Consider the following 14,461-nt stretch of genomic DNA (forward strand, 5'->3'; position numbering starts at 1 on the left):
CCGCCCCGCCCCGAGGAGCCCCCCGCCACCACCGGCGAACCGGTGCTCCGGGTTCAAGGCCTGTCCCGCAAGGGCGAGTTCGCCCCCGTCGACCTCGAACTGCGGCCCGGCGAGATCGTCGGCCTCGCCGGACTCGTCGGCTCGGGCCGCTCCGAGATCCTGGAGACGATCTACGGGGCCCGCAAGGCGAGCACCGGAACCGTCACCGTCGCGGGCAAGCAGCTCCCCCCCGGCAGCGTCCGCGCCGCCGTCGCCGCCGGGATCGGCCTCGCCCCCGAGGAACGCAAGGCGCAGGCCCTGCTGATGACCGAATCGGTCACCCGTAACGTCTCCGTCTCCTCCCTCTCCCGTTTCGCCCGGATCGGCTGGATCGACCGGGGCGGGGAGCGGAAGGCCGCACGGAGCGCCACCCGCGAACTGCAGATGCGGCCCGACAACCCGGACGCCGCCGTCCGCACCCTCTCCGGCGGCAACCAGCAGAAAGCCGTCCTCGCCCGCTGGCTGCTGCGCGGCTGCCGGGTCCTGCTGCTGGACGAACCCACCCGTGGCGTCGACGTCGGCGCCCGCGCCGAGCTCTACGCCGTGATCCGCCGGCTGGCCGACGAAGGCCTCGCCGTCCTGCTCGTCTCCAGTGAAGTGCCCGAAGTCCTGGGCCTCGCCGACCGGGTGCTGGTCCTCCGCGAGGGCGAAGTGGTCCACACGGCCCCCGCCCAGGAGCTCGACGAGCACCGCGTACTCGACCTCGTGATGGAAGGGAGTCCGACGCCATGACACAGCCCGCCCCGTCGGCGCAGCACAACGGGCCGGACAAGGGGGCCGTCGCGGCCCCCTCCGACACGCCGCCCTCGAAGTCGGGCGGGGGCATGCCGGCCCTCGGTCTGCGGCTCGACGTCCGGATCCTGTCCCTGCTCGGCGTCCTCGCCGCGCTGGTCCTGGTCGGCGGCATCACCGAACCGGACGCCTTCCTGGACACCGGGAACCTCCAGCTGATCCTGACCCAGGCGTCCGTCATCGGCGTCGTCACCGTCGGCATGACCTTCGTCATCATCAGCGGCGGCATCGATCTCTCCGTCGGGGCGATGGTCGCCCTCGCCTCGGTGTGGGCGACGACCCTGGCCACCCAGGAGTACGGCTTCGCGGGCATCGCGTTCACCGCGGTGATCGTCGGCCTCGCCGCGGGACTCGTCAACGGCGTCCTGATCGCGTACGGCAACATGGTCCCGTTCATCGCGACGCTGGCCATGCTCGCGTCGGCCCGCGGACTCGCCCTCCAGATCACCGACGGCAAGACCCAGATCGTCACCGTCGACTCGGTCCTCGACCTCGGCCTGCCCGACTCCTACATTCTCGGGATCCCGCCGCTGGTCATCATGTTCGCCGTGGTCGTCATCGTCGGCTGGCTGATCCTCAACCGGACCACCTTCGGCCGCCGCACCGTCGCCGTCGGCGGCAACGCGGAGGCCGCCCGGCTCGCCGGGATCGACGTCCGCCGCCAGCGCCTGTACCTCTACCTGCTGTCCGGGCTCTGCTGCGGCATCGCCGCCTTCATGCTGATCGTGCTGGCCGGCTCCGGCCAGAACACCAACGGCAACCTGTACGAGCTCGACGCCATCGCCGCCGCGATCATCGGCGGAACCCTCCTCAGCGGAGGCCGGGGCACCATCGTCGGCTCCGTCCTCGGCGTCCTGATCTTCACCACGATCACCAACATCTTCGCGCTCAACAACCTCCAGAGCGACGTCCAGCAGATCGCCAAGGGCGCCATCATCGTCGCCGCCGTCCTCGTCCAGGGCCGCACCATGCGCGGCCGGGAGACCTGAGCGACCCCCGACCGACCGGACGCCCCCGGCACCGATACGAACCCCCCGCACCCGCACCTCGTACGCACCCACCGGATGAAGGGTCAGACCGTCATGCCAGAAACCAGCCGCAGAGGGCTGCTGTTCGGAACCGCCGCCGTCTCCGCGGGCGCGCTCCTCACCGCCTGTACCAGCAACGAGCCCAAGAAGACCGAGCCCGCCGGCAACAGCGCCCCCGCCGACGACAAGCCCGGCAAGGCCGTCACCATCGGCTTCGCCGGACCGCAGGCCGACCACGGCTGGCTGAACGCGATCAACGTGAACGCCAAGTCCCGGGCGGAGACGTACTCCGACGTCACCCTGGAGATCACCGAGGGCTCCAACGACACCGCCGCCCAGATCGGCCAGGTCAAGACCCTCATCAACAAGAAGGTCGACGTCCTCGTCATCCTCCCCGCCGACGGCAAGGCGCTCACCCAGGTCGGCCTGGAAGCGATGAAGGCGGGCATCCCCGTCGTCAACCTGGACCGCATCTTCGCCTCCCCGCAGGCGTACCGCTGCTGGGTCGGCGGCGACAACTACGGCATGGGTCTCAACGCCGGGCACTACATCGGAGAACAGCTCAAGGACAAGCCGAACGCCAAGGTCGTCGAGCTCGCCGGTATCGACAACCTGGAGCTGACCAAGCAGCGCAGCCAGGGCTTCGCCGACGCCCTCAAGAACTACTCCAACATCAAGCTGGTGGCCCGCCAGGCAGCCGACTTCACCGTAGAGTCCGGCCAGGCCAAGATGGCCCAACTCCTGCAGGCACAGAAGCAGTTCGACGCCCTGTGGAACCACGACGACGACCAGGGCGTCGGAGCGCTCCGCGCCATCAAGCAGGCGGGCCGCGACGAGTTCATCATGGTCGGCGGCGCCGGCGCCAAGTCCGCGATGGACGCCATCAAGGCCGACAACTCGGTCATCAAGGCGACCGTCCTCTACCCGCCGACGATGGCCGCGTCCGCCATCGACCTGGCCCGGGCGCTCGGCCAGTCCAAGGGCATCAGCGGGCTCTCCGAGATGGAGATCCCGACCTCCCTGACCCTGTACTCCGCGGTCGTGACGAAGGACAACATCGACCAGTACCTGCCGACGGGCTTCAACTGACCGGGACTCCGGGGGAGGCGGCGAGCGCGTCCCCCGGCCCGTTACCGCACACCGATGAGGAGGAAGTCCGCATGGCCCGTAGTCAAGAGACGGAAACGCAAGCCCCAGCACCGCCGCCGCGACAGGCGCCGGGAACGCTCGGGGTCGGCATGGTCGGATACGCGTTCATGGGCGCCGCCCACTCCCAGGGGTGGCGCACCGCCGGACACGTCTTCGACCTGCCGCTGCGGCCCGCTCTCGCCGCGATCTGCGGACGCGACCGTGCGGCGGTCGACGCCGCCGCTGCCCGGCACGGCTGGGCGGCGGCGGAGACCGACTGGCGGGCCCTGATCGCCCGGGACGACGTCCAGCTGATCGACATCTGCACGCCCGGCGACAGCCACGCGGAGATCGCCATCGCCGCGCTGGAGGCCGGCAAGCACGTCCTGTGCGAGAAGCCGCTCGCCAACAACGTCGCCGAGGCCGAGGCCATGGTCCGCGCCGCCGAGGCCGCCGCCGCCCGCGGCCAGGTGGCGATGGTGGGCTTCAACTACCGCAAGGTGCCGGCGATCTCCTACGCCCGGCAGCTCATCGCCGAGGGCCGGCTCGGACCCCTGCGCCATGTGCGGGCCACCTACCTCCAGGACTGGCTGGTCGACCCGGCCTCCCCGCTCACCTGGCGGCTCAAGCGCGAGCACGCCGGATCCGGCGCGCTCGGCGACCTCGGGGCGCACATCGTCGACCTCGCCCAGTACCTCACGGGCGAGCTGCTCACCGGAGTCTCCGCCGTCAGCGAGACCTTCGTACGCGAACGCCCCCTGCTCGCCGGGGCGTCGGCCGGGCTCTCCGGCAGCGCCGACACGGTGGAGCGGGGCGAGGTCACCGTCGACGACGCGGCGATCTTCACCGGCCGCCTCGCCTCCGGCGCTCTCGCCTCCTTCGAGGCGACCCGGATGGCTGCCGGGCGCAAGAACGCCCTGCGCCTGGAGATCAACGGGGAGCTGGGCTCGCTCGCCTTCGACCTGGAGCGGCTCAACGAGCTGTCCTTCCACGACCACACCGAACCCGCCGCCACCGCGGGCTTCCGCCGCATCCTCGTCACCGAACCCGAGCACCCCTACCTGGAGGCCTGGTGGCCGCCGGGTCACGGTCTCGGCTACGAGCACACCTTCGTCCACCAGGCCCGCGACGTGGTCCGCACGATCGCCGAAGGGGCCCCGCCCGTACCGTCGTTCGCGGACGGCCTCCAGGTGCAGCGGGTGCTCGCCGCCGTCGAGGAGAGCGCCGCCAAGAACTCCGTCCACACCCCGGTCCCGTCCTCGTCCTAGGAGGCTGCCGCCCATGCCCCGCCCCTTCACGCTCTTCACCGGCCAGTGGGCAGACCTCCCGCTGGAGGAGGTCTGCAAGCACGCCCGGGACTTCGGCTACGACGGGCTCGAACTCGCCTGCTGGGGAGACCACTTCGAGGTCGACAAAGCGCTGGCCGACCCCGGCTACCTGGACACCCGGCACCAACTGCTCGACAAGTACGGGCTGAAGTGCTTCGCGATCTCCAACCACCTCGTCGGGCAGGCCGTCTGCGACCACCCGATCGACGAACGCCACCAGGGCATTCTGCCCGCCCGCATCTGGGGCGACGGCGAGCCCGAAGGCGTACGGCAGCGGGCCGCCGCCGAGATCGCCGACACCGCGCGGGCCGCCGCCGCCTTCGGCGTGGACACGGTCATCGGGTTCACCGGCTCCTCGATCTGGCACCTCGTCGCGATGTTCCCGCCCGTCCCGCCGCACATGATCGAGCGGGGCTACGAGGACTTCGCCGAGCGCTGGAACCCGATCCTGGACGTCTTCGACGCCGAGGGGGTGCGCTTCGCCCACGAGGTGCACCCGAGCGAGATCGCGTACGACTACTGGACCACCAAGCGCGCACTCGAAGCGGTGGACCACCGGCCCGCGTTCGGGCTGAACTTCGACCCGAGCCACTTCGTCTGGCAGGACCTGGACCCGGTCGGCTTCCTCTACGACTTCCGGGACCGGATCTACCACGTGGACTGCAAAGAGGCCCGCAAGCGCCTCGACGGCCGCAACGGCCGCCTCGGCTCGCATCTGCCGTGGGGCGACCCCCGGCGCGGCTGGGACTTCGTCTCCGCCGGCCACGGCGACGTCCCCTGGGAGGACGTCTTCCGGATGCTCCGGTTCATCGGCTACGAAGGACCGGTCTCGGTCGAGTGGGAGGACGCCGGGATGGACCGGCTGACCGGCGCCCCGGAAGCGCTTGCCGGACTCAAGCGGTTCGACTTCGACCCGCCGTCGGCCTCCTTCGACGCGGCCTTCGGCGGCGGCGAGTAGCGAGAACGATCAAGCCCCGGGGGCGTGTCGCACGGCACCACCCCCTTCCCCCCGGGGCTGCCTCGCCCTGCCCGGAAACCCCTTTGTCCTGCCGGAAGCAGAAGTTCGACTTACCTGTTGCACAAGGGCTTTCCGTCGCGGACGAACAGGTCTACCGTCCACCACGTGTACACGACATGACTCGCGTCACCGGGGTCGCTCCCGTCTCCGGTGACACACGCGCGGCAGTCCCCGCGCGGCACGGCACGGCTACACCCGCCCGTACAACCGGCACTCTCCGGAGGACCTACGTGCACAGAACCAGAAAGCGGCTCCTGGCCCGGACCCCCGTCCGTAAAACCCTCGCGCTGTTCACCGGCGGCCTGCTCGCCGCCGCCACTCTGACCCTCGGCTCCGCCCCCGGCGCCACCGCCCACCCGGGCCACCCCGGGCACGAGGAGCCGGCGGCGGAGGACTTCCAGCAGGTCACCCTCGCCAAGGGCGCCGAGGAGACCGGCGAGCCCATGTCGCTCGCCGTGCTCCCCGACCGCAGCGTGCTGCACACCTCGCGCGGCGGCGAGCTGCGGATCACCGACAGCGCCGGCAACACCAGGATCTCCGGCACCCTCCCCGTGTACACGCACGACGAGGAAGGCCTCCAAGGCGTCGGCGTCGACCCGAACTTCGCCGAGAACCGGGCGATCTACCTCTTCTACGCACCCCCGATGGACACCCCGGCGGGCGACGCCCCGGAAACCGGAACCGCCGCCGACTTCGCGAAGTTCGACGGTGTCAACCGGCTCTCCCGCTTCGTCCTCAACGAGGACGGCACCCTCGACACCGCCAGCGAGAAGAAGGTCCTGGACGTCCCCACCTCGCGCGGCATCTGCTGCCACGTCGGCGGTGACATCGACTTCGACAAGGACGGCAACCTCTACCTCTCGACCGGCGACGACACCAACCCCTTCGCCTCCGACGGCTTCACCCCGATCGACGAACGCCCAGACCGCAACCCGGCGTTCGACGCCCGCCGCACCTCGGGCAACACCAACGACCTGCGCGGCAAGATCCTGCGCATCAAGGTCGCCGACGACGGCTCGTACACCGTCCCCGACGGCAACCTCTTCGAGCCGGGCACGGACAAGACCCGCCCCGAGATCTACGCGATGGGCTTCCGCAACCCCTTCCGCTTCTCCGTCGACCAGGCCACCGGCACCGTGTACGTCGGTGACTACGGCCCCGACGCGGGCGCTGCCGACCCGGGGCGCGGACCGGCCGGGAAGGTCGAGTTCGCCCGCGTGACGAAGGCCGCCAACTTCGGCTGGCCCTTCTGCGTCGGCGACAACGAGCCGTACATCGACTACGACTTCGCCACCAAGACCTCCGGCGCCGCCTTCGACTGCGCCGCCCCGAAGAACGAGTCGCCGCACAACACCGGACTCGTCGACCTTCCGCCGGCCGAGGCCGCGTGGATCCCGTACGACGGCGGCTCGGTGCCCGAGTTCGGCTCCGGTTCCGAGTCCCCGATGGGCGGACCCGTCTACCGCTACGACGCGGACCTCGACTCCCCGGTCAAGTTCCCCGAGGCCTACGACGGCGACTTCTTCGCCGGTGAGTTCGGCCGCCAGTGGATCAAGCGCATCGAGCAGGACGCCGACGGCGCCGTCCAGTCCATCAACGACGTGCCGTGGTCCGGCACCCAGATCATGGACATGGCCTTCGGCCCGGACGGGGCGCTGTACGTCCTCGACTACGGCCTCGCCTGGTTCGGCGGCGACGAGAACTCCGCGCTCTACCGCATCGAGAACGCGACCGGAGGCCGCTCGCCCATCGCCGAAGCCTCGGCGAACAAGACCTCGGGCACCGCGCCGCTGAAGGTGAAGTTCTCCTCGGCGGGCACGGCGGACGGCGACGGCGACCCGCTCACCTACTCCTGGGACTTCGGTGACGGCGGCACCTCCACCGCCGCCAACCCGACGTACACGTACAAGAAGAACGGCACTTACGTCGCGACTCTGACCGCCGAGGACCCGACGGGCCGCACCGGCTCCGCCAGCGTCCACGTCACCGTGGGCAACACCGCCCCGACCGTGGAGCTGGTGCTCCCCGAGGACGGGCAGCTCTTCGAATTCGGCGACTCCGTGCCGTTCAAGGTGAACGTCAGTGACCCGGAGGACGGGACCATCGACTGCACCAAGGTCGAGGTCAAGTTCACCCTGGGCCACGACAGCCACGGTCACGACATCACCACCGAGCACGGCTGCGAAGGCACCATCAAGACCGCCATGGAAGGCGGCCACGACCCCAACGCCAACATCTACGGCGGCATTTCGGCCTCGTACACCGACAACGGCGGTGGCGGACAGGCCAAGCTGACCGGCAAGGACGCCTCCCGGCTCCAGCCCAAGCACCGCCAGGCCGAGCACTTCGACGACTCCTCCGGCGTCACCACGCCGAGCAAGTCCAGCGCGCACGGCGGAAAGACCGTCGGCGACATCCACAACGACGACTGGATCTCCTTCAAGACCTACGTCCTCGGCAACACCACCAAGCTCACCGCCCGGATCTCCTCGGCCGGCTCCGGCGGCTTCCTCGAAGTCCGCGCGGGCTCGCCCACCGGCAAGATCCTCGGCTCCGGCCCCGTCCCGGTGACCGGCAGCTGGGACACCTTCCAGGACGTCGACATCCCGCTGCGCGGCGCGCCCAAGAAGCAGACCGAACTCTTCCTCGTCTTCAAGGGCGGCGACGGAGCGCTCTACGACGTCGACGACTTCGAACTCTCCAACACCCCGGTCGACAAGACCGCCAAGCGTGTCCTGGTCTTCTCCAAGACCGCCGGCTTCCGCCACGACTCGATCCCCGCGGGCATCGAGGCCCTGAAGGAGATCGGCAAGGACACCAACATCACGGTCGACTCCACCGAGTCCGCCGCCCAGTTCACCACCAGCAACCTGGCCCGCTACGACGCCGTCGCGTTCCTCTCCACCACCGGCGACGTGCTGGGCGCCGAGCAGCAGAAGGCGTTCGAGAACTACGTGGCCACCGGCGGCGGTTACGTCGGCATCCACGCGGCCGCCGACACCGAGTACGACTGGGAGTTCTACGGCGGCCTCGTCGGCGCCTACTTCGACTCGCACCCGCAGATCCAGCCCGCCACCGTCCGCGTCGAGGACCACGACCACCCCGCCACCGCGCACCTGGACGAGGAGTGGGAGCGCACCGACGAGTGGTACAACTACCGCACCAACCCCCGGGACAAGGCCAAGGTTCTCGCCACGCTCGACGAGACCACCTACACCGGCGGCAACATGAAGGGCGACCACCCGATCTCCTGGTGCCAGGCCTACCAGGGCGGCCGCTCCTTCTACACCGGACTCGGCCACACCAAGGAGTCCTACGCCGAACCGGCCTTCCGCAGTCACGTCCTGGGCGGCCTGCGCTACGCCACCGGCCAGGTCAAGGCCGACTGCAAGCCGGACACCGACTACCGGCCGATCTTCAACGGCAAGACGCTGGAGGGGTGGAAGCAGGCGGGCCCGGGGAAGTTCTCCATCAGTGACGGCGCCCTGCACTCCGAGGGCGGCATGGGCCTCCTCACCTACCAGGCCAAGGAGCTGACGTCGTACTCGCTCAAGCTCGACTGGAAGATGGCCGGCGACGACAACTCCGGCATCTTCGTGGGCTTCCCGGAGTCCGACGACCCCTGGTCGGCGGTCAACAACGGGTACGAGATCCAGATCGACGCCACCGACGCCGCCGACCGCACCACCGGTGCCGTCTACACCTTCAAGTCCGCCAACACCAAGGCCCGTGACCGCGTCCTGCGGCCCCCGGGACAGTGGAACAGCTACGAGATCAGGGTCCAGGGTGAACGTCTGCAGATCTTCCTCAACGGAGCGAAGATCAACGACTTCACCAACACCGACCCCGCCCGCAGTCTGAAGGACGGCTACATCGGCCTCCAGAACCACGGAGCCGACGACCAGGTGTCCTTCCGCAACATCCAACTGAAGGAGCTGCCCTCGAAGTAGGGCAGCCGCCTCTGCCGACGACGGGCGGGGGAAGCACGCACCTTCCCCCGCCCGTCGTCCTCCACCCCGACCCATCCCCCAGGAGGCAGCCCGTGACCGCACACGCCGATCGTGAAGGCCGAACCGACGCCCCAGGCCGCACCGGCGCGCCGCTCACCTCCGAGGCCCCCGGTCTCGCGGGGACCGAGGGCCGTCCGGAGGCCATGGGCCTGGCCGGCGCCGCGGACCGTGCGCAGGTCGCGGGCCGCACCGGCGTCTGGTTCATCGGAGCACGCGGCTCCGTGGCGACCACCGTCACCGTGGGCTGCGCCGCCATCGCCGCGGGCCTCCACCCGCCGACCGGCATGGTCACCGAGACGCCCCCCTTCGCCGACAGCGGGCTGCCCGCCCTGGCCGACCTGGTCTTCGGTGGCCACGACACCCTCGACTGCCCGCTGGCGAAGCGGGCCGAGGCGCTCGCCGACGGCGGCGTCCTCCCGCACGGGCTCCCCTCCGCCGTACGGGCCGAACTCGACGCCGCCGACGCCGAGATCCGCCCCGGCGGCCCCCTCCCGGGTGACATCCGCACCGACCAGGAACTCATCGCCGTGTTCGCCGCCGACCTCACCGATTTCGCCCACCGCCACGACCTGGCCCGCACCGTCGTGATCAACGTCGCCTCCACCGAACCCGCCCCCGGACCCGGCGACACCCGGCTGCCCGCCAGCTCCCTCTACGCGGCCGCCGCCCTGCGCGCCGGCTGCTCCTACGCCAACTTCACCCCGTCCACCGGGCTGCGCACCCCCGCGCTCACCGACACCGTCGCCTCCAGCGGACTTCCCCACGCCGGACGCGACGGCAAGACCGGCCAGACGCTGCTCCGCTCCGTGCTCGCGCCGATGTTCCTCCAGCGCGCCCTCGCCGTACGGGCGTGGTCCGGGTCGAACCTCCTGGGCGGCGGGGACGGAGCGGCGCTGGCCGATCCGGCGGCCGCCGCCGCGAAGAACGCGGGCAAGGAACGCGTCCTCGCCGACACCTTCGGCACCGCCCCCGAGGGCGAGGTGCACATCGACGACGTGCCCGCCATGGGCGACTGGAAGACCGCCTGGGACCACATCGCCTTCGACGGCTTCCTCGGCTCCCGCATGATCCTCCAGACCATCTGGCAGGGCTGCGACTCGGCCCTCGCCGCCCCGCTGGTCCTGGACCTGGCCCGGCTGCTCGCCCGCGCCCACGAGGCCGGGATCAGCGGGCCCCTGCCGGAGCTGGGCTTCTACTTCAAGGACCCGGACGGCGGTACGTCGGCGGCACTCGCCGAGCAGTACGCCACCCTGCTCACCTTCGCCGAGCGGCTGCGGGACCAGGCGTGAGGCGGCCGGCACGAGCCCTTCCGGCCGCGCTGGTCGCGGCCCTGGCGGCCCTCGCGGCAGGGCCCGGGCGGCGGAACGGTTTTGCTCACGGCGTGAGGAAGGACGCCGTGACCCATGACAGCCTGTCCGGCGCGGGTGGGACTGCGCCCGCACCGGACAGGCCCGGACCGCCCCCCACGGGCCGGAACGGGGAACAGGGCGCCGACGCCGAGGGCGCGGACCGCGCGGGTGCGGCCTCCGGGCCGGGCGCCGGCTCGGATACCGGGGCGGGTGTCGGCTCAGGTGCCGACCCGACCGCTGGCTCTGCCACCGACCGGGGCACGCCCCGGGAGCGCCTGCGGGCCTGGGCCGAACTGCTGCGCGTCTCCGCCCTGTTCTCCGTGCCCGGGGACGCCCTGGCGGGCGCCGCCGCGGTGGGCCGCCGGCCCGGCCGGGGCACCGCACTGGCGATCGGCGCGTCGCTCTGTCTGTACGAGGCCGGGATGGCCCTCAACGACTGGGCCGACCGTGAAGAGGACGCCGTCGACCGCCCGCACCGCCCGATCCCCTCGGGCCGCATCAGCCCGGCAGCCGCCCTGGGCGCGGCCGGGGTGCTGACCGCCGCGGGCCTCGCCCTGGCGGCCCGGGCGGGCCGCCCCGCACTGACGGTCGCCACGGGCCTGGCAGCCACGGTCTGGGCCTACGACCTGCGCCTGAAGCACACGAAGGCGGGCCCGGCGGCCATGGCGGCGGCCCGCTCGCTGGACCTGCTGCTGGGGGCCACCGCGACAGCGACGACCACGGTCACCGCTGGGCGTGCGCCGGGTGGAAGCCGTGCACGCGACAACGTTGCCGGAGCGTCGGCGACCGCACGAGCGATACCGGCACCGGGCACGCCGAAGGCATCCCCGGCCGCCCTGCCCGGCCTGGCCGCCCTCCCCGCCGCCCTGGTGCTCGGGGCGCACACCTACGGCGTCACCGCAGTGTCGCGCCACGAGACGCAGGGCGGCTCCACGGCGACGCCGCTCGCGGTCCTGGCCACGACGACGGCACTCGCGGCAGCGGTGCCGGGGGAGTGGCGGGGGCGGAGCCCCAGCGGTCCCACCACGACGGCGACGAGCCCCGCCGCCCGCGGAACCGACCCACGCCCGGTGGCACGCCTCGCCCGGGCGGTCGGCCCCACCGTCGGCCCGGACCCTGCGGCACGCCCCGAAAGCCTGCTCGGCAGGGCCGTCGCCGACCCCACCCGCCTCCTCACCCTCGTGCTCACCGGCGCCTACCTCCGTACCGCCGGACCACCCCTCCTGCACGCCGCGCTGAACCCGTCGCCGCCCCTGACCCAGCGGGCGGTCGGCGGCGGCATCCGGGCCATGATCCCGCTCCAGGCCGCGCTTACCGCCCGCGCCAAATCGCCCGTCACCGCTCTCGCCGTCATGGGGCTCGTCCCCCTCGCCCGCAGCCTCGCCCGGAAGGTGAGCCTCACATGACCCTCCACCTCGGATACGGCACCAACGGGCTCACCGACCTCCGCCTCGACGACGCCCTCGGCCTGCTCGCCGACCTCGGCTACGAGGGCGTCGGCCTGACGCTCGATCACATGCATCTGGACCCCATGGCCCCGGACCTCACCGAGCGGACCCGCCAGGTCCGCCGCCGGCTCACCGCCCTCGGGCTCCGGGTCACCGTCGAGACCGGCGCCCGCTATGTCCTCGACCCGCGCCGCAAGCACGGCCCCTCCCTCCTCGACCCGGACCCCGACGCCCGGGCCGCCCGCACCGCCCTGCTGGTCCGCGCCGTGGACGTGGCCGCCGAACTCGGCGCGCACGCCGTCCACTGCTTCAGCGGCATCACCCCGCCCGGCACCTCGACGGACACCGCGTGGAAACGGCTCACCGAGGCGCTCACCCCCGTCCTCGAAGCCGCCGACCGCTCCGGCATCCCCCTCGCGATCGAACCCGAACCCGGTCACCTCCTCGCCACCCTCGCCGACTTCCACCACCTGCGCGGTCTCCTGGGCGACCCGGGACCGCTCGGCCTCACCCTCGACATCGGCCACTGCCAGTGCATGGAGGACGCATCGCCGGTGGAGTGCATCAGGGACTCCGCCCCCTGGCTCCGGCACGTCCAGATCGAGGACATGCGGCGCGGAGTCCACGAGCACCTGCCGTTCGGCGACGGGGAGATCGACTTCCCGCCCGTCCTCGCCGCGCTGGCTGCCTCGGACTACCGGGGCCTCACCGTCGTCGAACTGCCCCGCCACTCCCACGCCGGCCCCGAACTGGCCCGCACCTCCATCGACTTCCTGCGCGACGCGATGACGCGCGGCACCGCGACGAAGGGAGCCGCCCCGTGATGACGGCCCGCAAGGAACTGGACGCCGAACTCGGCGGCACCGCCCGCGCCTGGCTGGACGAGGCCCTGGCCGAGGCCGCCCACGACGCGGCAGCCGCCCCCGACGCCCTCCGCGCGGAGGTGAGCCCCTGCGCCTCCCCGCCCTGGGAACTGCGCTACGCCGCCGCGGGCCGGCACTGCGGACCGGAGCACGCCGACTCCGTACGCTCCCTCCTGCTCGTCGAGGCCCGCGCCCCGCTGTCCTCCGTCACCCGGCTCTACGAACAGGGCACTGCCGCCGAACGTCGCGCCGTCCTGCTCACCCTGCACCTCCTCGACCTCGGCGACACCGCTCTCCCGCTCGTCGAGGACGCCCTGCGCGCCAACGACACCCGGCTGGTCGCCGCGGCCGTCGGCCCCTACGCCGCCGACCACCTCGACCCGCACGCCTGGCGGCACGCCGTGCTGAAGTGCCTGTTCACCGAGGTGCCCGTCGCGGCCGTGGCCCGGCTCGCCGACCGCGCCCGCGGCGACGCCGAACTCGCCCGCATGCTGGACGACTTCGCCGCCGAACGCACCGCGGCGGGCCGCCCCGTCCCCGAAGACCTGCGCACGGTGCTCGCCCTCACCGCCCCGACCGCAGCCCCCGCCCCCACGGAGGAGTTCTGATGCGCATCTTCGACCCCCACATCCACATGACCTCCCGCACCACCGACGACTACCGGGCGATGTACGACGCGGGCGTCCGCGCGCTCGTCGAACCCTCCTTCTGGCTCGGCCAGCCCCGCACCTCGCCCGCCAGCTTCTTCGACTACTTCGACGCACTGCTCGGCTGGGAGCCCTTCCGCGCCTCCCAATACGGCATAGCCCACCACTGCACGCTCGCCCTCAACCCCAAGGAGGCGAACGACCCCCGCTGCACCCCCGTCCTGGACGCGCTGCCCCGCTATCTCGTGAAGGACTCCGTCGTCGCCGTCGGCGAGATCGGCTACGACTCCATGACCCCGGCCGAGGACCACGCGCTGGCCGCCCAGCTCCAGCTCGCCGCCGACCACGGCCTGCCCGCCCTCGTCCACACCCCGCACCGCGACAAGCTCGCCGGTCTCCACCGCACCATCGACGTCATCCGTGAATCGAACCTCCCCCCGGAGTTCGTCCTGCTCGACCACCTCAATGAGACAACCGTAAAGGCCGCCACTGACAGCGGCTGCTGGGCCGGGTTCTCCATCTACCCGGACACCAAGATGGACGAGGACCGCATGGTCACCATCCTCCAGAACCACGGCACCGAGAAGATCCTCGTGAACTCGGCCGCCGACTGGGGGAAGAGCGACCCCCTCAAGACCCGTAAGGTCGCCGACGCGATGCTGAAGGCCGGCTTCACCGAGGACGACGTGGACCAGGTCCTGTGGCGCAACCCGGTCGCCTTCTACGGCCAGAGCGGCCGCCTCCAGCTGGACGTGCTCACCCCCGACCCGCTCCACGAGGGCAACTCCATCCTGCGCGGCGGGGAGTGAGG

Annotated in this window: 11 protein-coding genes; all 11 read left to right on the forward strand. The window is 71.7% G+C overall.

Features of this window, described 5'->3' with window-relative positions:
* On the forward strand, window positions 1–771 hold a 771-nt coding region (locus D3105_RS21010; RefSeq protein ID WP_133305699.1), incomplete at its 5' end, for an ATP-binding cassette domain-containing protein.
* Window positions 768–1,820 carry an ABC transporter permease gene (locus D3105_RS21015; protein WP_010058278.1) on the forward strand — a complete coding sequence of 351 codons (1,053 nt, stop codon included), beginning with the start codon at window positions 768–770 and terminating at the stop codon, window positions 1,818–1,820. The genes D3105_RS21010 and D3105_RS21015, both read left to right, overlap by 4 nt.
* A 93-nt stretch (window positions 1,821–1,913) precedes the next feature.
* The gene (locus D3105_RS21020) at window positions 1,914–2,948 is read left to right on the forward strand and encodes a substrate-binding domain-containing protein (protein WP_023608069.1); all 1,035 of its coding nucleotides are present in this window, start codon (window positions 1,914–1,916) and stop codon (window positions 2,946–2,948) included.
* Between the two features lie 71 nt (window positions 2,949–3,019).
* Window positions 3,020–4,255 carry a Gfo/Idh/MocA family protein gene (locus D3105_RS21025; protein ID WP_118904649.1) on the forward strand — a complete coding sequence of 412 codons (1,236 nt, stop codon included), beginning with the start codon at window positions 3,020–3,022 and terminating at the stop codon, window positions 4,253–4,255.
* A 13-nt stretch (window positions 4,256–4,268) separates the two neighbouring features.
* Window positions 4,269–5,273 carry a sugar phosphate isomerase/epimerase family protein gene (locus D3105_RS21030; RefSeq protein WP_118904650.1) on the forward strand — a complete coding sequence of 335 codons (1,005 nt, stop codon included), beginning with the start codon at window positions 4,269–4,271 and terminating at the stop codon, window positions 5,271–5,273.
* Window positions 5,274–5,563: 290 nt separating this feature from the next.
* A complete protein-coding gene (locus tag D3105_RS21035; RefSeq protein WP_118904651.1) occupies window positions 5,564–9,283 on the forward strand; it encodes a ThuA domain-containing protein in 3,720 nt (1,239 codons plus the stop codon).
* 92 nt (window positions 9,284–9,375) lie between these two features.
* On the forward strand, window positions 9,376–10,632 hold the full coding sequence (locus tag D3105_RS21040) for an inositol-3-phosphate synthase (RefSeq protein WP_206272830.1): 1,257 nt from the start codon (window positions 9,376–9,378) through the stop codon (window positions 10,630–10,632).
* Window positions 10,629–12,098, forward strand: a complete 1,470-nt coding sequence (locus D3105_RS21045; protein ID WP_425315749.1) for an SCO3242 family prenyltransferase — start codon at window positions 10,629–10,631, stop codon at window positions 12,096–12,098. Before D3105_RS21040 ends, D3105_RS21045 begins: the two co-directional genes overlap by 4 nt.
* On the forward strand, window positions 12,095–12,964 hold the full coding sequence (locus D3105_RS21050) for a sugar phosphate isomerase/epimerase family protein (protein ID WP_118904652.1): 870 nt from the start codon (window positions 12,095–12,097) through the stop codon (window positions 12,962–12,964). Before D3105_RS21045 ends, D3105_RS21050 begins: the two co-directional genes overlap by 4 nt.
* Window positions 12,961–13,611 carry an EboA domain-containing protein gene (locus tag D3105_RS21055; protein WP_118904653.1) on the forward strand — a complete coding sequence of 217 codons (651 nt, stop codon included), beginning with the start codon at window positions 12,961–12,963 and terminating at the stop codon, window positions 13,609–13,611. Before D3105_RS21050 ends, D3105_RS21055 begins: the two co-directional genes overlap by 4 nt.
* Window positions 13,611–14,459, forward strand: a complete 849-nt coding sequence (locus D3105_RS21060; protein WP_107414182.1) for a TatD family hydrolase — start codon at window positions 13,611–13,613, stop codon at window positions 14,457–14,459. Before D3105_RS21055 ends, D3105_RS21060 begins: the two co-directional genes overlap by 1 nt.
* Window positions 14,460–14,461: the final 2 nt, after the last annotated feature.

Origin of the sequence: Streptomyces globisporus (genome assembly GCF_003501885.1) — a bacterium.
GTDB lineage: Bacteria > Actinomycetota > Actinomycetes > Streptomycetales > Streptomycetaceae > Streptomyces > Streptomyces globisporus_D.